We start from the raw sequence: 17,796 nt of genomic DNA, 5'->3' as shown, positions 1-17,796 counted from the left end.
CGGCGCCCACGTGCGGCACGGCGGGCGTCGTGGTCGCGCTCGACAAGGGTCAGGCGACCGGCGAGACGAGCAGGTCGCGGATCTCCGGTGCCTGCCGGCGCACCTGATCGGCCGAGGAGTCGCTCGGCTCGGTCTGCGACCGTCGTTCGGCCTCCACCCGGGCCAGATAGGTGGCCACCTCCTGATCGCGCTGGGCGTCGGTCCAGCCCAGCACGCCCGCCATCAGCTCGGCCACCCTGGGGGCGGTCTCCGTCCCCCGGTGTGCATACTCGATCGAGATCCGGGTCCGGCGGGCCAGCACGTCCTCGACGTGCAGGGCCCCCTCGTGCGTCGTCGCGTACAACGCCTCCACCTGCAGATACTCGTCGGCGCCGGGCAGGGGCTTCCACAACTCGGGGTCGGCCGAGGCGAGCGCGAGCAGCTCGTGGATCTCCGAGCCGTAACGGTTGAGCAGGTGCTTGATCCGGTACGGATGGACGTGGTGGTTGGCCGCGATCCGGTCGGCCTGGTTGACCAGCGCCCGGTACCCGTCGGCGCCCAGCAGCGGCACATCAGCCGTGCAGGAGGGGTTGATCCGGCCCGGCAGGTCCTCGGCGGCAGTGTCGACCGCGTCGGCGCCCATCACCCGGTACGTCGTGTATTTGCCCCCGGCGATGGCCACCAGTCCCGGCGCGACCCGGGCCACGGCGTGCTCTCGCGACAGCTTGGACGACTGCTCGCTCTCCCCGGCCAGCAGCGGCCGGAGACCGGCGTAGACGCCCTCGATGTCCTCGTGGGTCAACGGAACGGCGAGCACCCGGTTCACGTGGTCGAGGATGTAGTCGATGTCGGCCTTGGTTGCCGCCGGGTGGGCCAGGTCGAGGTTCCAGTCGGTATCGGTCGTCCCGATGATCCAGTGCGCCCCCCACGGGATGACGAACAGCACCGACTTCTCGGTCTTGAGGATGATCCCGGATTCGGAGGTGATCCGGTCCCTCGGCACCACCAGGTGCACCCCCTTGGACGCCCGGACCTTGAACCGGCCGCGGCCCCCGGACAGCCGCTGCAACTCATCGGTCCAGACGCCGGTCGAGTTGATCACGACCTTGCCCCGCACCTGCGTCTCGTCCCCGGTCTCGACGTCCCGGACCTGGACCCCGGTGATCCGGTCGGCCTCCTTGATGAACGAGACGACCTGGGTGGACGTGCGGACGACGGCGCCGTAGGCGGCCGCCGTCCGGGCCACGGTGAGGGTGTGACGGGCGTCGTCGACCTGCCCGTCGAAGTAGCGGATCCCGCCGACCAGGGCGTCGCGCCGCAGGCCGGGAACCAGACGGAGGGCACCGGCCCTGGTCAGATGCTTGTGTCGCGGAACGGATCTCGCGCCGCCCATCGAGTCGTACATGATCAGCCCGGCCCCGACGTAGGGCCGCTCGATCAGCGGCTTGGACAGCGGGTAGAGGAACGACACCGGCTTGGCCAGGTGCGGGCAGATCTTGGTCAGCATCAGTTCGCGTTCCCGCAGGGCCTCGCGGACCAGGCCGAACTCGAACATCTCCAGGTAGCGCAGGCCACCGTGGAAGAGTTTCGACGACCGGGAGGACGTGCCGGACGCGAGGTCACGGGCCTCGACCAACGCGACCGACAGACCGCGGGTCACCGCGTCCAGGGCGGCCCCGGCGCCCACCACGCCGCCGCCGATGATCACCACGTCGAACTCCTCGGCGGCCAGTCGCCGCCAGCTGTCGGCCCGGTGGACCTGCCCCCAGGTCGCCCCGGCGCCCCCGCCGTCGGCGCCCTGCTGGTCGCTCGTCTGCGTCGTCATCCTCGCCTCACCGCCCCTTTGCTGGGTTTGATCCACTTCGATTGTGCTGGTTCGCCGGTGTCAGGTCACCAGCTGGACCGTCGCGCCGCGATGTCCCCACGCGTCGGCCAGTCCCACGGCCGCCGTCCAGGCGGCGTACTCGGCCTCCCGGCGCGCCGGGTCGATCGTCGGGCGCCATTCGGCGGCGCGCTGCCAGTTGCGCCGCAGCGCCTGGCGGTCGGGCCAGTAGCCGACGGCCAGCCCGGCGGCGTAGGCGGCGCCCAGGGCCACCGTCTCAGCCATCATCGGCCGCACCACCGGGACGTCCAGTACATCGGCCAGCATCTGCATGAGCAGGTTGTCGGTGGTCATGCCGCCGTCGACGGCGAGACTGCGGGCTGACAGCCGGGCGTCGGCCCGCATCGCCTCCATCACGTCCCTGGTCTGCCAGGCCGACGCCTCGAGAACGGCGCGAGCGATGTGGGCCTTGGTCACGAAGGCGGTCAAACCGACCAGGACGCCCTGCGCGGACGGGTTCCAGTGCGGGGCGAAGAGTCCCGAGAATGCGGGCACCACATAGCATCCCCCGTTGTCGGGCACGGTCGCGGCCAGGGTCTCGATCTCCGCGGCGGTCCGGATCAGGCCCAGGCTGTCGCGGCACCAGGCCACCAGGCCGCCGGCGACCGCCACCGATCCCTCAAGTGCGTAGTGGGCCGGCTCGTCGCCGACCCGGTGGGCCACGGTGGTGATCAAGCCGTGGCTGGATCGGACGATGTCCTGTCCGGTGTTCAGCAACAGGAAACTGCCGGTCCCGAAGGTGCACTTGGCCTCGCCGGCGTCGAAGGCGGTCTGGCCGAACAGGGACGCCTGCTGGTCACCGATGATGGCCCCGATCGGCACGCCGGGCACCGGGTGCACCGTGTGACCGACGACCCCGATGGTGGAGCGGATCTCCGGCAGCATGCTGCGCGGGACCCGAAGGGCCTGCAGCAGAACGGGATCCCAGTCCAGGGTCTCCAGGTTCATCAGCATGGTGCGGCTCGCATTGGTCACGTCGGTGACGTGCAGGCCTCCGTTGATCCCCCCGGTCAGGTTCCAGGTGATCCAGGAGTCCATGGTGCCGAACATCAGCTCGCCCCGCTCGCCCCGGGCCCGGATGTTCTCGTCGTGGTCGAGGATCCAGCGCAGCTTCGGGCCGGAGAAGTACCCGGTCAACGGCAGGCCGGTGCGGGCGGTGATCTCGGCCGGATCGATGTCGCCGGCGATCTCGGCCAGCAGGTCGGTGGTCCTGGTGTCCTGCCAGACGATCGCCCGGCCCACCGGCCGGCCGGTGATCCGGTCCCAGACCACCGTCGTCTCGCGCTGGTTGGTGATGCCGAAGGCCACCACCTGCCCGGGCTCGACGCCCGCGTCGGAGAAGGCCATCGGCACCACCTGCCGGACGATCGACCAGATCTCGGCCGCGTCGTGTTCGACCCATCCGGGCCGCGGGTAGTGCTGGTGGTGCTCCCGCTGGGCCATCGCCACCATCGTGCCGTGGACGTCGAAGATCATGCACCGGGTCGAGGTGGTGCCCTGGTCGAGGGCGGCGACGAACTTCTCGCTCACCATTCGCGACCGTGCCCGAGTTCGCGGGAGATCGACCGGCCGGCCCGGATCACGTGAGACACCAGGGCCGGGCGCGGGCGGGAGCGTTCGTCACACATCCGGTTCGTGTCTCCTTCGATGCCGACGGCGGCCACCACGTAGCCTCCTCCATCGCGGATCGGGGCGGCGACCCCGGTGACCCCGGCGGCCGACTCCTCCACCGCCGCGGCCCAGCCCTGATCACGGATCGAGGCCAGATCCCGTTGCAGGGCAACACGATCGATGATGGTCCGAAAGGTGTACCCGGGCAGCGGCTTGCCCATGATGCTGCGGGCCGCGCCCGGGTCGAAGGCGAGCAGCACCTTGCCCAGCGCGCTGGCGTGCAGTGGTACGGCGGAACCGGTGAGCAGTACCTGGTCGCTGAGGTCGGGCCGGAAGACATGGTGGGCGACCACCGCCTGTCCGTCGGCGAAGGCCGCCACCCGGGCCGACTCCCCCGTGCGCGCGGCCAGCGCATCGGTCCAGTTCAGGGCCTTCGACCGCAACTCGTTGAGATCCAGGCGGGCCCAGCCGAGACGGAAGATCTCGGGGGCGACCCGGTAGGGCCCGGTCGGGAAGGTCTGCTCGATGAACCCGACGTCCTGCAAGGTGCGGAGCAGGCCGTGGGCCGTTCCCTTGGCCAGACCCAGTGCCGACGCGATCTGAGCCAGCCCGATCGGCTCGTTCTCGTCGGCCAGCAGCCGGAGCATGGCCGCCGCGCGCTCGACGGACTGCACAGTCGCGGACACTCGATCAGCGTACTCGGTTGCACTTCACATCGTTCGGCAATGCCGAACCTTTAACCGTTCGGCATTGCCGAACGCTACAGGTTGTCCCGGTCCGCGGGGCACCGATACGGTGCACCACGAGGCACTTTCGGCGGTCGTACTGCGCCCGCGGAAGAGCCCAACCCGATTGATCAGTGAGGATCCGTCGATGACCTTGCGGCGTAAGAACCCCGATGGTCCCGGCCTGCCCGCCTCCTTGCTGCGTTCATCCCACCTCCTCCCCGGCCGTGATCACCCCACGGCCGCCGAGGGCAGCACCAACGAAGCCAATGGAGTGCCGTCATGAGTTTCCTGTCCACCGCTCTGAGCCCGTCCAACCGTGAGGAATCACTCCGGCAGATGGCCGAGACGCAGTTCGACGTCCTAGTCATCGGCGGTGGTGTGGTGGGCGCCGGCGCCGCGCTCGACGCGGCCAGCCGTGGGTTGAAGGTCGCCCTGGTGGAAGCCCGCGACCTGGCGTCCGGCACATCCAGCCGTTCGTCCAAACTGGTGCACGGCGGGCTCCGCTATCTCAAGCAGCTCAACTTCTCACTGGTCTTCGAGGCCCTGCGGGAACGCAAGCTGATCCTCGAGACGCTGTGTCCCCACCTGGCTCGCCCGGTGAAGTTCATCTACCCGCTGGAGAAGACCGCCTGGGACCGCGCCTACGTCGGCACCGGGGTCGGGGTGTACGACGTTCTTGGGGCCGGCCGCGGCGTGCCCAGTCACCTGCGCCACCTGTCCAAGAAGTCGACCCTGAAGTCCTTCCGCAGCGGCAAGATCGGGGGGATCAAGGGCGGCATCATGTTCTACGAGGGGCAGCTGGACGACGCTCGGCACACCATGATGATCTCCCGCACGGCCGCCTCCTACGACGCGCTGGTCGCCACCAGCGCGCGGGTCACCGGCTTCCTGCGTGACGGCGAACGCGTGATCGGCGCCGTGGTCAAGGATCTCGAATCCGGCCGCGACATCGAGGTCAAGGCCAAGACGACGGTCAACGCGGCCGGCGTCTGGACCGACGACATCCAGCACATGATCGGGGGCAAGGGCCAGTTCCGGGTCACCGCGTCCAAGGGCGTGCACGTGATCATCCCGCGCGACCGGATCGACTCCGACACCGGACTGATCACCGAGACCGAGAAGAGCCTGCTCTTCATCATCCCGTGCCCGTGGAGCGACGACTTCTGGGTGATCGGTACCACCGACACCCCGTGGAACCTGGACCTGGCCCATCCGGCCGCCAGCCGCAGCGACATCGACTACATCCTCGACCACGCGAACCGCCTGCTGGAGAAGCCGCTGACCCGCGACGACGTGGTCGGCGTGTACGCCGGCCTGCGTCCGTTGCTGGCCGGCGAGGAGGACCAGACCAGCAAGCTCTCCCGCGAACACGCCGTCGTGTCCCCCGTCCCGGGTCTGGTCATCGTGGCCGGCGGGAAGTACACCACCTACCGCGTGATGGCCAAGGATGCGGTCGACAAGGCGGTGGAGCAGCTACCCGGGAAGATCGGCAAGTCGATCACCGACCGGGTTCCGCTGATCGGCGCCGACGGCTATGCGGCGCTGGCCAACAACCAGGACAAGCTGGCCGCCGAGGTGCATCTGGACGAGCCGCGGGTCAAGCACCTGCTCGGCCGGTACGGCAGCCTGATCCGGGAGATCGTCGCCCTGATCGCCGAGCGGCCCGAACTCGGCGACCCGCTCGAGCACGCCCCGAAATATCTGAAGGTCGAAGCGGTGTACGCGGTCTCGCACGAAGGGGCGCTGCACCTGGACGACATCCTGGCCCGCCGCACCCGCATCTCGGTGGACACCTGGGACCGCGGAGAGGCCGTCGCTCAGGAGGTTGCCGATCTGGTCGCTCCTCTGCTCGGCTGGGACGCCGCGGCCGTCGCCAACGAGGTGGAGCACTACCGGGCCAGGGTGAAGGCCGAGATCGAGTCGCAGCAGATGCCCGACGACCAGACCGCCGATGCCGCCCGGATGGGCGCCCCGGAGGTGCGGGTCGGCGCGGAATCCCCCGGCGAGCGGCACGGGGTCGACGGGGCGGCCGAAGGCCAGGGCAAAGCCGATCAGGGGCTGTGACCGGAATGCGCGGACGACGGGCGTCGGTGACCGTGGCACCACGGGGCACGGGGAACCGACTGCGCGCCGGTGACGACCGGGAGGCGCCGATGCCACCCTGACCGATGGATCGGGCGTACCGCACGCGTCGTCATCACGAACCACCCATCAACCTCGCCGGCAACGAAGCCGGCCCAGTCCAATGGAGGACTTAGTTGAGTACTGTCAGCTTGGGCCACATCTTCCTGTACGAGACGATGGGCACCGCCCTTCTTCTCCTACTCGGGTGTGGCGTCGTCGCAACGGCAATTCTGAAGGGCAGCAAGGGCGAGAACGGGGGTTGGCTGCTGATCAACTTCGGTTGGGGTCTCGGCGTTTTCGTCGGCGTCTACGTTGCCTTCCCCACCGGCGCCCACCTCAATCCGGCCGTCACCGTCTCCCAGTGGATGATGGGCAACATTTCGGCCAAACAGGCTCTCATCTACTTCTGCGGGGAATTCCTCGGCGCATTCATCGGTGCCGTTCTGGCCTGGGCTGCGTTTCGTGAGCATTTCGACGCCGAAGCCGATCCGGGCAAGAAGTTGGGCGTGTTCTCCACCGGCCCCGCGATCCGCACCCCGGTGTGGAACATCATCACAGAAATCATCGCCACCTTCGTGCTGATCTTCTGGATCCTGATGTCGGGCGGTACCCCCGCCTCGATCGGCCCGCTCGGCGTTGCACTGGTCGTCGTCGGCATCGGCGCATCCCTGGGTGGACCGACCGGTTACGCGATCAACCCCGCTCGTGACCTCGGTCCTCGCGTGGCGCACGCCCTCCTCCCGATCAAGGGCAAGGGCTCCTCCGACTGGAGCTACTCGTGGATCCCGGTCGTCGCCCCCGTCATCGGCGCGATCCTGGCCACCCTCCTGTTCAAGGCGACCGACGCCGCCGACCTGATCAAGGCGGTCAAGGCCTGAGGACCCGTCCTCAACCCGGCCTCCGGCACACCATTCACGACGAAGTGAGACAAGGGAACCCCCAATGAGCGAACAGTTCGTAGCAGCAATCGACCAGGGCACCACCTCCACCCGGTGCATGATCTTCAACCACGAGGGCCGCGTGGTCGCGGTCGACCAGAAGGAACACGAGCAGATCTTTCCCAAGGCGGGCTGGGTGGAGCACAACCCGGTCGAGATCTGGGAGAACACCCGCGCGGTGACGGCCGGCGCCCTGGCCAAGGCCGACCTCAAGGCCGAGGACATCGCCGCCGTCGGTATCACCAACCAGCGCGAGACGGCGATGGTCTGGGACAAGAACACCGGCGAGCCGGTCTACAACGCGATCGTCTGGCAGGACACCCGGACCGACGCGATCTGTCAGCAGCTCGGGGCGCTGGGCGGCGGCGCGGAGCGGTACAAGGACAAGGTCGGGCTGCCCCTGGCCACCTACTTCTCCGGCCCCAAGGTGCGTTGGATCCTGGACAACGTCGAGGGCGCGCGGGAGCGGGCCGAAGCGGGTGACCTGGTGTTCGGCAACATGGACACCTGGACGGTCTGGAACATGACCGGTGGCCCCGACGGCGGTCTGCACATCACGGAGCCGACCAACGCCTCGCGCACCCTGATGATGGACCTGGACACCCTGACCTGGGACGAGTCGATCGCGAAGGACATGGGCATCCCCATGTCGATGCTTCCGGAGATCAAGTCGTCCTCGCAGGTGTACGGCGAGGTGCGTCCGCGCGGTGTGCTGGCCGGGGTGCCGATCTCCGGCATTCTGGGCGACCAGCAGGCGGCCACGTTCGGTCAGGCCTGCCTGTCCCCCGGCGAGGCCAAGAACACCTACGGCACCGGCAACTTCATGTTGCTGAACACCGGCACCGAGAAGGTCCCGTCCAAGAACGGCCTGCTGACCACGGTCTGCTACAAGATCGGAGACCAGCCGACCGTCTACGCCCTGGAAGGCTCCATCGCCGTCTCCGGGTCGTTGGTGCAGTGGGTCCGGGACAACCTCGGCCTGATCAACTCGGCCCCGGAGATCGAGGATCTCGCGAAGTCGGTCGAGGACAACGGTGGCTGCTACTTCGTCCCGGCGTTCTCCGGTCTGTTCGCCCCGTACTGGCGCTCCGACGCCCGCGGCGCGATCGTCGGTCTGACCCGGTACGTCAACAAGGGCCACATCGCGCGGGCGGTGCTGGAGGCGACCGCCTTCCAGTCCAAGGAGGTGCTCGACGCGATGAACGCCGATTCCGGGGTCGACCTGACCGCGCTCAAGGTGGACGGCGGCATGGTCATGAACGAGACCCTGATGCAGTTCCAGGCCGACATCCTCGGTGTCCCGGTGATCCGTCCGGTGGTGGCCGAGACCACCGCCCTCGGCGCCGCGTACGCCGCCGGCCTGGCCGTCGGATTCTGGGCAACGGAAGACGACATCCGCACCAACTGGGCCGAGGACAAGCGCTGGGAGCCAAACATGGAGGAAGGCGCTCGGGCCAAGGCCTACGCCTCATGGAAGAAGGCCGTCACCAAGACCTTCGACTGGGTCGAGGACGAGGCCTGACCTTCGGCCGCCGCCGATCGACTTCGGCCCGCTTTGGCGTGGATCAACTTCGCAGGCATGGATGAACATGGCGACTCCTGTCCCATTCGTCACAAACCGGCGAAGTTGATCCACGCCGAGCCGATCGGGGTCGTCTTGGTCCACAGGGCGGGACGCACCGAGGGGTGCGCCCCGCCCTTCGTCGTCCCCCGCTCCGGCGGTCGCACACCTCGGAGTCACTCGGCCGGCGATCGGCGCAAGCGGGTGACCATCGGCCAAGGAATTGACCATCAGACTGACGAATTGTCACGCCAGGTGGCTGAACGGACGTCGCCGCCCCGCCCACATATCCCGGAAATTCACTCTCCAGATCGCGCTGCCCGGCAACAAATCTCGCCGCTCGGCCCGATTTCCGAAATAATTTCGGCGTGCACTCTTCACAATTTCTCATTGCTCGGGCAAAGTAACTTATCGTCCGGATTTGCCCCAAGCAGTCAGGAGTTCAGATGAGGACAAGCATCATCCTCGGCGCGGTGACGGCCCTTGCCGCCGCTCTGCTGATCGGGCCGGCCGGCCCCGCGTCGGCCAGTTCGACCGCGGACCACCAGAGTCGACATCGGGCGGATCGGGTGTGCGCCGTGGCCCCGGCCGGTCAGGCCGCCTGCCAGGCCCTGGTGCAGGTGGATGCGGCCGGCGCACCCGCCGCCACCGCCAGCCCGAGCGGCCTCGGGCCGACCGACATCCGATCGGCCTACGCTCTCACCTCGTCATCCAGTGGCGGGCGAACGGTCGCGATCGTCGACGCCTACGACGACCCGACCGCCGCGGCCGATCTCGGGGTCTACCGCAGTCAGTACGGGCTGTCGGCGTGCACGACCGCGAACGGATGCTTCCGTAAGGTCGGCCAGACCGGCGGGGCCGTGCCTCGCACGAACGCGGGCTGGGCCCAGGAGATCAGCCTCGACCTGGACATGGTCTCGGCCGCCTGCCCGGACTGCAAGATCCTGTTGGTCGAGGCCAAATCTGCGTCCTTCGCCGATCTGGGCACGGCGGTCAACTACGCCGCCACCCAGGGCGTCGTGGCCATCAGCAATTCCTACGGCGGTTCCGACAGCGCCTCGAGTTCGGCCTACAACCATCCGGGAATCGCGATCACCGCGTCCACCGGTGACGGTGGTTACGGCGTGGAGTCCCCCGCGTCCTTCGGCACGGTGGTAGCCGTCGGCGGCACGAGCCTGTCCAAGGCGTCGAACACCCGCGGCTGGACCGAATCGGCGTGGTCCGGGGCCGGCAGCGGCTGCTCGACCCTGAACGCGAAGCCGACCTGGCAGACCTCGGTCACCCAGTGCTCCGGCAAGGCCAACGCCGATGTCTCGGCCGTCGCTGATCCGAACACCGGCGTCGCCGTGTACGACTCGACCGCGTACCAGGGTTCCAAGGGCTGGATGGTGTTCGGCGGGACGAGCGCATCGTCTCCGATCATCGCATCGGTATACGCGTTGTCCGGCAACACATCGGGCTACCCGGCGTCGTACACCTGGGCGCACAGCTCCAGCCTGAACGACGTCACCTCCGGATCCAACGGCACCTGCAGCACCGCGATCTGGTGCACGGCTGGCACGGGCTGGGACGGCCCGACCGGACTGGGCACACCGATCGGCACCACCGCCTTCTGATCTCGGAACCGTTGGTGGGCAACGACAGAACGTTGCCCACCAACGGACCCCGACGTCAGGGGCGACGACTCAGCCGAGGTCGCCGTCGTAGTGCATGAGGCGACGGCCGATCTCGGTGATGGAGCCCGACAATGACGGGTACACGCTCAACGTGTACGCCAAATCCTTTGCGGTGAGCCCGTTCTGCACGGCCATCGCGATGGGGAGGATCAGCTCCGAGGCTTCCGGAGCGACCACCACCCCGCCGATGACGATGCCCGTGGCCGGGCGGATCATCAGTTTGATGAAACCGTTCCTCATCCCGGTCATCTTGGCGCGTGGATTGGTCGACAGCGGCATCATCATGGTGCGGGCCGGGACGGTACCCGCGTCGACCTCGGCCTGGCTGATGCCCACCGTGGCGATCTCCGGATGGGTGAACACGTTGGCCGCCACCGTCCGCAACCGCATCGGGGGAACTCCCTCCCCGAGCGCATGCCACATGGCGATCCGCCCCTGCATGGCGGCCACCGACGCCAGCATCAGCACCCCCGTGCAGTCGCCGGCCGCGTAGATGCCGGCCACCGACGTGCGAGACACCCGGTCGACCGGAATGAAACCGCTGTCCGGCACCTCGATCCCGACCTTGTCCAATCCGATTCCGGCCGTGTTCGGGATCGAACCGACGGTCATCAGTGCGTGGGAGCCGCGCACCTGCCGGCCGTCGGTCAGGGTCACCACCACCTCGTCGCCCTCGCGGACCACCGACGCGGCGCGGGCGCGGCGGGCCAGTCCGCCCCCGTGCTCGGTGAACACCGCTTCGATCACGGCGGCGGCGTCGGCGTCCTCGCTGGGCAGCACCCGGTCGCGGCTGGACACCAACGTGACCTTGACACCGATCTCGTTGTAGGCCGAGGCGAATTCGGCTCCGGTCACACCCGAGCCGATGACGATCAGGTGCTCCGGGAATTCCTTGAGCGTGTACAGCTGCCGCCAGGTGAGGATTCGCTCCCCGTCAGGCACAGCCGAATCGAGAATTCGAGGTGACGCCCCGGTGGCGATGAGCACCACGTCCGCTTCCAGCACGGTGTCGACGCCGTCATTGCCGTGCACCAGGATCCGGTGCGCGGCCAGGCCGGGCGCCGAATCGGCGAGTTCGGCCCGGCCGGCGATCATTGCGACGCCCTCGGACAGCAGCCGGGCGCCGATGTCCGCCGATTGCGCGAGGGCCAGCGACTTCACCCGGCCGTGGACGACCTCGACGTCGACGTCGACCTTCTGCGGCGGCACGATGACGCCGAGCTCGTCCGCGTCACGGACCGAGGTCCGAGCCCCCGCCGAGGCGATGAACGTCTTGCTCGGCACACAGTCGTAGAGCACGCATCCGCCGCCGGGACCGTCCGTCTCGATCAGCGTCACCTCGGCGCCGTACTGGGCGGCCACCAGCGCCGCCTCGTAGCCGGCGGGGCCGCCGCCCATGATCACGATCCGGGTCATCGGTTCTCGTTCCTGTCCATCGCGGTGTTCGGTCTTCCGGCGGGGCCACAACTCGGCCCGGCCGCTGTTTTCGGAGAATTGCGGAGCGTCAGGAGTTGCCGGCCTCGGCGTCGTACTCGACCGCCGTGACCGTGGGTCCACTGGCCTCGAGCACACTGCTCATGTAGCCGGACGCGGCGCCGAGTTCGAGGACCCGTCGGCCTCGACCGCCCATCAGGACGAGCTTCGAGTGCGTGGTGGCGGTGTTCTCCAGATCGATCTCGGCAGCGTAGCGAGTGTTCACGGTGCCCTCCGGTACTGGCGTCGCGCGGTCAGGGGACGACCGCCCGCAGAACCGTCACGGTAGCAGCGGTCGGGCTCGTCCGGGCGAACGCACCGATGGACATCGCCGACCGGCGCCCGTCCACTCGAAGAAGTGGTCGACGCCGGGGTCTCGCACGGCGGCCACGACGGGCCACCGCGAGAACCGCCGCGGCGGATAAGCTCCCCTCATGGCCCTCTATGCGGCGTACGGATCCAACATGGATCCGGCGCAGATGTTGCAGCGCTGCCCGTCGTCACCGGTGGCCGGGAGCGGATGGTTGCCCGGGTGGCGCCTGACGTTCGGCGGCGAGGACCTGGGCTGGGAGGGCGCGCTGGCCACGGTGGTCGAGGACCCCGACAGCAGCGTGTTCGTCGTGCTCTATGACATGGCCACCTCGGACGAGAAGAACCTGGACTCCTGGGAGGGCGCCGACCTGGGCCTGTACACCAAACTCCGGCTCCGGGTGCACACGTTGGAGGGCGACAAGCTGGCCTGGCTCTACGCCCTGCAGGCGTTCGAAGGCGGCGTCCCGTCCGCGCGCTATCTGGGCGTCATCGCCGATGCGGCCGAGGCCGCGGACGCGCCGTCGGAGTACGTGGCCGAGTTGCGCCGTCGGCCCTGCCGTTCGATCGGCAGCTGACGAGGGCGAGGATCGATGGAGCAGCGAGTCAGCCTGATCACGCTCGGCGTCACCGACCTGACCCGAGCCCGCTCGTTCTACGAAGCCGTGGGCTGGCGGGGGCAGGAGGTGCAGGAGACGGTCTTCCTGCAGCTCGGCGGACTCGGGCTGGTGTTGTGGGGCCGGGACAAGCTGGCGGAGGACTGCGGCCTGCCCGACGACGGGCGGCACGGTTTCGGCGGTTTCGCCCTGGCCCAGAACGTCCGCTCCGCGGCCGAGGTCGACGAGGTGATGGCCCAGGCCCGGCTGGCCGGGGCCACGGTCACCCGACCCGCGGCGACCACCTTCTACGGCGGCTACGCCGGTTACTTCACCGACCCTGACGGCCACCCGTGGGAAATCGCCTACAACCCTGGCTTCACGATCAACGACGACGGGACGCTCGTCATCCCCGACTTCGGCTGATCGATCCTCGACCGGCAGCACCCGCGTGTGGCGTGGCCATGGGCGGCGCATCGACCGGAATGAAAATTCCGCGATTGGCGGCCTGGAGCGCAAATGTCATTCCGGTCGACGCAGACAACGCGGGCGACGCCGCTCGACTACGGCCGCGGTGCGTCCAGGGCTTCCAGTGCGGTGTGGACCAGTAGCCGCACGGCCACCGGCAGGGCTCGTTCGTCGGCCCGGAACGCCCCCGAGTGCAGGTCGACCTGTGGGCTGACCCCGTCCCAGACACCAACGCGGGCAAGGGCTCCCGGCACATGGTCGAGATAGATGGCGAAGTCCTCGGCTCCGGTCGACTGTTCGGCCACCGCGGTGTGCTCCAGCCCGGCCGCGCCGCCGACGGCCAGCCGGAGGATCTCCGTGCAATCCGGGTCGTTGTCCACCGGCGGGACGCCGCGCAGGTAGTTCAGCACGAAGCCGGCCTTGGTCGGGGCGAGCAGGTCGGCGATCAGTTCCCGGACGAGGCCCTCGGCCTGGTCCCAACCCGCCCGATCCATCAGCCGCAGCGTGCCCCGCAGCACGCCGGTCTCCGGTATGGCGTTCGCGGCGACGCCGGAATGCACGTTCCCCCACACCATGACGGGCACGGAACGCGGGTTCATCCGCCGGGTCAGCAACGCCGGCAGGCCGGTGATCACCACGCCGAGGGCGTAGATCAGGTCGGCCGTCAGGTGGGGGCGGGCGGTGTGGCCGCCCGGCCCGGTGAGCTCGATCTCGACGACGTCGCTGGTGGAGGTGATCGGGCCGATCCGCAGACCGACCCGGCCCACTTCCAGCCGCGGATCGCAGTGGATGGAGAAGATCTGTTCCACGCCGTTCAGCGCTCCGGAGGCGATGACGTCGTGCGAGCCGCCGGGCATCACCTCCTCGGCCGGCTGGAAGATCAACCGCACCCGGCCCGGGAGGTTGTCCGCCGTGGCCAGGGCCTGGGCGGCGCCGATCAGGGCCGTGGTGTGGATGTCGTGGCCGCAGGCGTGGCACACCCCGGGGACCGTCGAGGTGAAGGGCAGCCCGGAGGTCTCCCGCAGCGGCAACGCGTCGATGTCGGCCCGCAGCGCGATCACCCGGTCACCGCGCCCGAGCTCGGCCACCACGCCGGTCCCGCCCGGCAGCGGACGGCCGGTGATGCCGGCCGCCCGCAGGGTCCGCAGGATCAGGGCGGTGGTGGCCGATTCGGTCCGCGCCAGCTCGGGGTGAGCGTGGATGTCCCGGCGCATGACGACCAGTTCGCCCAGCGACCGGGCCAGATAGGCCTCCAGGAAGTCCGGGCCACGGCCCGAGCCGAGGTCGTCGGGAACCTGGAGTTGCGCCGTCGCGCCGGAGGAGGTCATCTGCTCGCCATCACCGTCGAAGTTCGTGATCAGTGAAGATCACGATCACTGTAGATTTTGTCCGCACCACGGGGCGCAGCCCGCACGTCACGTTACCCGTGTGGTTGGCTGTGACCGGTGTCGCAAGCAGCGCGGCCGGCAGTCGCTTCAACCCCAGGAGGCACCATGGGCGACGACATCTCCAGCGGCTCCTTCACCCGCGAGCAGCGGCAGCGTTACCGCGAGAAGGTCCGTCGGTGCCTCGACGTGTTCGAGAAGATGTTGGCCGAGCACGTCTTCGACTTCGACCAGCCGCTCACCGGGCTGGAGATCGAACTGAACCTGGTCGACCGGAACTGGCAGCCGGACATGGCCAACGCCCGGGTGCTGGCCGCCATCGCCGATCCGGCGTACCAGACCGAACTCGGCCAGTACAACATCGAACTGAACGTCCCGCCGGGGCCGCTCACCGGCGACTCCTTGCTGGAACTCGAATCGATGCTGCGGAAGTCCCTGAACCACGCCGAGGCCAAGGCCAACGAATCCGGCTCGGAGATCGTGTCGATCGGGATCCTGCCCACCCTGGCCCCCGAGCATTTCCAGGATGACTGGATGAGCGCCAATCCCCGGTACGCGGCGCTGAGCGAAGCGATCTTCGCGCACCGCCGGGAGGACCTGGAGCTGGACATCACCGGCGTGGAGTCCTTGAAGATGTTCGCCGACACGATCGCGCCGGAATCGGCGTGCACCTCGGTGCAGTTGCACCTGCAGGTGTCGCCGGCCGCGTTCGCCGCCAACTGGAATGCGGCGCAGACCCTGGCCGGCCCGCAGCTGGCCCTGGGCGCCAACTCTCCGTTCCTGTTCGGCAAGCGACTGTGGGCCGAGACCCGGACCGAATTGTTCCTGCAGGCCACCGACACCCGCTCCCCCGAGCTGCGGAACCAGGGCGTGCGGCCGCCGGTGTTCTTCGGCGAACGGTGGATCACGTCGATCTTCGATCTGTTCGAGGAGAACGTCCGCTATTTCCCGGCCCTGCTCCCGGAGACCACCGACGAGGACCCCGAGGCCGTTCTCGCGGCCGGCAAAGCGCCTCGCCTGCAAGAACTCCGTCTGCACAACGGCACCGTCTACCGATGGAACCGACCGGTCTACGACGTGGTCGACGGCGTCCCGCACCTGCGGGTGGAGAATCGGGTGCTGCCGGCCGGACCGACCGTCGTGGACGTGCTGGCCAACGCCGCCTTCTACTACGGGGCGGTGAAGATGCTGGCCGGTGACGACCGCCCGGTGTGGACGAAGATGTCCTTCGACGCGGCCAAGGCCAATTTCGACGCCGGTGCCCGTCACGGCGTGGACGCGATGTTCTACTGGCCCGGGTTCGGCGAGGTCTCCTGGGACGAGTTGATCCTGCGCCACCTGCTGCCGCTGGCCCAGGAGGGTCTGGACCGCTGGGGGGTCTCGGCGTCGACCAGCGATCGCTACCTGACCATCATCGAGGAGCGATGCAAGTTGCGGCGCAACGGCTCCTGGTGGCAGAGCGAGGCGGTGCAGCGGCTGGAGAGCAAGGGGATGAGTCGCCACGAGGCACTGACCGAGATGCTGCACCGCTATTCGGTCGGCATGCACTCCAACGAGCCGGTACACACCTGGGAGCTGCCGTGACGGCCGCCCTCGGCCTCCGCGACCGCCGGCCGTGACCGCGCCCGACCCGAAGACGCTGGCCGCGCTCGTCATCGGCCGGCACGGCGACGGGCCCGCTCGGGCCGCCCTGTCACGGTCGATCACGTTGATGGAGTCCACCCGTCCTGACCACCGCGTGGCCGCCCGGGAGCTCTACGCATTGCTCGCACCGCACGCGGGAGGGGCGGTGCGAGTGGGGATCTCGGGCGCGCCGGGGGTCGGGAAGTCGACCCTGATCGAGGCCCTCGGCACGCACCTGACCGCCGCCGGTCACCGCGTCGGCGTCCTGGCCGTGGATCCGTCCAGCACCCGGACCGGCGGCTCCGTGCTCGGCGACAAGACCAGAATGCCCCGGCTGTCGGCCGACCCGAACGCCTACATCCGGCCGTCTCCGAACGCCGGGACGCTCGGCGGCGTTGCGCGGTCGACCGCGCAGGCCATCACTGTGCTCGAGGCGGCCGGGTTCGACGTGGTGATCGTCGAGACGGTCGGGGTCGGGCAATCGGAGACGACGGTCGCGTCGATGGTCGACACCTTCCTTCTGCTGGCCCTGTCCCGCACCGGAGATCAGTTGCAGGGCATCAAGAAAGGTGTCGTCGAACTGGCCGACGTCATCGCGGTCAACAAGGCCGACGGCGAGCGCCTCGTCGAGGCCGAGGCGACCGCCCGCGACCTGGCCGGCGCGGTCCGGCTGGTCCGCGGGAAGGACGCCCGGATGTCCGTCCTGACCTGCTCCGGACTGACCGGTGCCGGGATCGAGGAGCTGTGGGCGGCCGTCATGGCGCACCGAACGGGGCTGACGGTCGCCGGTCTGGCTCGGAAACGCGCCGGGCAGCAGGTCGAATTGACCTGGACCCTGGTCCGCGACGAACTCGATCAGCGGCTGCGGAACTCGCCGCACATCGCGGCCATCCGCGACCGGATCACGCAAGACGTGGCGGCCGGCCGGGTGTCGTCCGCCGCCGCCGCCGACCAGTTGCTGGCCGCTTACGACTCCGACTGATCTTTCTTGCTCTGCTCGTACCGGGCCCGTTGGGCCTGCGCCCGCTCCCGGCACTGACGGAGGAACTCGGCGTCGGCCTCCGGATCATCGACCGTGGATCGGCCGAGTCGTTCGTACTCCGGGAAGCCCTGCGCCCGGGCGCCGGCGTAGAAACCCCGGCCAGCGCCCCGATCGCGCGCGGTCCCGGACCGCGGCCGGCCGGCGATCAGCCAGATGATGGCCCCGATCTCGAACAAGAAGATCACCAGGAGCAGCCAGAGCATCTTCGGCAGGTTCCGGGTCGCGCCGTCCGGAGTCATGATGACGTCGACGACACAGAAGATCCAGAGCGCCATCAGCGCCAGCCCGACGAACGAATCCAGGTACAACATCCGGTCCCCTCCTGTACCCCGCCCATGACTACGACGAGGTCATCATGGCAGATCGACGGGCCCGCGTCGCGGTTGCTTTGACCCGGCGTT

At 68.8% G+C, this 17,796-nt stretch carries 15 protein-coding genes; 8 read left to right on the top strand and 7 right to left on the bottom strand.

Features of this window, described 5'->3' with window-relative positions; genetic code table 11:
* Window positions 1-49: 49 nt before the first annotated feature.
* From BLS97_RS13515 to BLS97_RS13505, 3 genes are read right to left on the bottom strand one after another with little or no spacing between them, the layout of a single operon-like run.
* Complete coding sequence (locus tag BLS97_RS13515) at window positions 50-1,804, bottom strand: glycerol-3-phosphate dehydrogenase/oxidase (RefSeq protein WP_090476674.1); 1,755 nt, start codon at window positions 1,802-1,804, stop codon at window positions 50-52.
* A 60-nt stretch (window positions 1,805-1,864) separates the two neighbouring features.
* Entirely contained in the window at window positions 1,865-3,391 is a 1,527-nt protein-coding gene (glpK, locus tag BLS97_RS13510) for a glycerol kinase GlpK (RefSeq protein ID WP_090482161.1), read from the bottom strand.
* A complete protein-coding gene (locus BLS97_RS13505; RefSeq protein ID WP_090476672.1) occupies window positions 3,388-4,158 on the bottom strand; it encodes an IclR family transcriptional regulator in 771 nt (256 codons plus the stop codon). Before BLS97_RS13505 ends, glpK (BLS97_RS13510) begins: the two co-directional genes overlap by 4 nt.
* A 321-nt stretch (window positions 4,159-4,479) precedes the next feature.
* Between BLS97_RS13505 and BLS97_RS13500 the strand changes: the two genes are divergently transcribed.
* The 4 genes from BLS97_RS13500 (at window position 4,480) to BLS97_RS13485 (ending at window position 10,439) form a co-directional block, all read left to right on the top strand.
* Complete coding sequence (locus BLS97_RS13500) at window positions 4,480-6,264, top strand: glycerol-3-phosphate dehydrogenase/oxidase (protein ID WP_090476670.1); 1,785 nt, start codon at window positions 4,480-4,482, stop codon at window positions 6,262-6,264.
* Window positions 6,265-6,458: 194 nt separating this feature from the next.
* Window positions 6,459-7,202 (top strand): MIP/aquaporin family protein, encoded by a 744-nt coding sequence (locus tag BLS97_RS13495; RefSeq protein ID WP_090476668.1) that lies wholly within the window; start codon window positions 6,459-6,461, stop codon window positions 7,200-7,202.
* A gap of 64 nt (window positions 7,203-7,266) precedes the next feature.
* The gene (gene glpK, locus BLS97_RS13490) at window positions 7,267-8,784 is read left to right on the top strand and encodes a glycerol kinase GlpK (protein WP_090476666.1); all 1,518 of its coding nucleotides are present in this window, start codon (window positions 7,267-7,269) and stop codon (window positions 8,782-8,784) included.
* Between the two features lie 485 nt (window positions 8,785-9,269).
* Entirely contained in the window at window positions 9,270-10,439 is a 1,170-nt protein-coding gene (locus BLS97_RS13485) for a S53 family peptidase (RefSeq protein WP_090476664.1), read from the top strand.
* A 69-nt stretch (window positions 10,440-10,508) separates the two neighbouring features.
* Here BLS97_RS13485 and BLS97_RS13480 read toward each other — a convergent pair whose 3' ends face one another.
* Together BLS97_RS13480 and BLS97_RS13475 are read right to left on the bottom strand one after the other, a co-directional pair.
* Entirely contained in the window at window positions 10,509-11,915 is a 1,407-nt protein-coding gene (locus BLS97_RS13480; protein WP_090476662.1) for an NAD(P)H-quinone dehydrogenase, read from the bottom strand.
* Window positions 11,916-12,003: 88 nt separating this feature from the next.
* Window positions 12,004-12,198, bottom strand: a complete 195-nt coding sequence (locus BLS97_RS13475) for a hypothetical protein (protein WP_090476660.1) — start codon at window positions 12,196-12,198, stop codon at window positions 12,004-12,006.
* Window positions 12,199-12,406: 208 nt separating this feature from the next.
* On the opposite strand from BLS97_RS13475, the gene BLS97_RS13470 reads away from it, so the two are divergent.
* Both BLS97_RS13470 and BLS97_RS13465 read left to right on the top strand, forming a co-directional pair.
* Window positions 12,407-12,859: a gamma-glutamylcyclotransferase family protein gene (locus BLS97_RS13470; RefSeq protein ID WP_090476658.1), complete on the top strand. Its 453-nt coding sequence runs from the start codon at window positions 12,407-12,409 to the stop codon at window positions 12,857-12,859.
* A gap of 15 nt (window positions 12,860-12,874) precedes the next feature.
* Entirely contained in the window at window positions 12,875-13,303 is a 429-nt protein-coding gene (locus BLS97_RS13465; RefSeq protein WP_090476656.1) for a VOC family protein, read from the top strand.
* 137 nt (window positions 13,304-13,440) lie between these two features.
* On the opposite strand, the gene BLS97_RS13460 is transcribed toward BLS97_RS13465, so the two are convergent.
* A complete protein-coding gene (locus BLS97_RS13460) occupies window positions 13,441-14,673 on the bottom strand; it encodes an amidohydrolase (RefSeq protein ID WP_090476654.1) in 1,233 nt (410 codons plus the stop codon).
* Between the two features lie 165 nt (window positions 14,674-14,838).
* Here BLS97_RS13460 and BLS97_RS13455 point away from each other — a divergent pair, with 165 nt between their 5' ends.
* Entirely contained in the window at window positions 14,839-16,314 is a 1,476-nt protein-coding gene (locus BLS97_RS13455) for a glutamate--cysteine ligase family protein (RefSeq protein WP_090476652.1), read from the top strand.
* Window positions 16,315-16,369: 55 nt separating this feature from the next.
* Window positions 16,370-17,335 carry a methylmalonyl Co-A mutase-associated GTPase MeaB gene (meaB, locus tag BLS97_RS13450; RefSeq protein ID WP_407938057.1) on the top strand — a complete coding sequence of 322 codons (966 nt, stop codon included), beginning with the start codon at window positions 16,370-16,372 and terminating at the stop codon, window positions 17,333-17,335.
* Here the strand turns inward: meaB and BLS97_RS13445 are convergent.
* The gene (locus tag BLS97_RS13445) at window positions 17,320-17,706 is read right to left on the bottom strand and encodes a PLD nuclease N-terminal domain-containing protein (protein WP_090476649.1); all 387 of its coding nucleotides are present in this window, start codon (window positions 17,704-17,706) and stop codon (window positions 17,320-17,322) included. The two genes, meaB and BLS97_RS13445, sit on opposite strands and share 16 nt — an antisense overlap.
* Window positions 17,707-17,796 lie beyond the last annotated feature (90 nt).

Source organism: Nakamurella panacisegetis (assembly GCF_900104535.1).
GTDB lineage: Bacteria > Actinomycetota > Actinomycetes > Mycobacteriales > Nakamurellaceae > Nakamurella > Nakamurella panacisegetis.
Note: the sequence above shows the minus strand (reverse complement) of the source record. Positions and strands in the feature narration are given on the sequence as shown.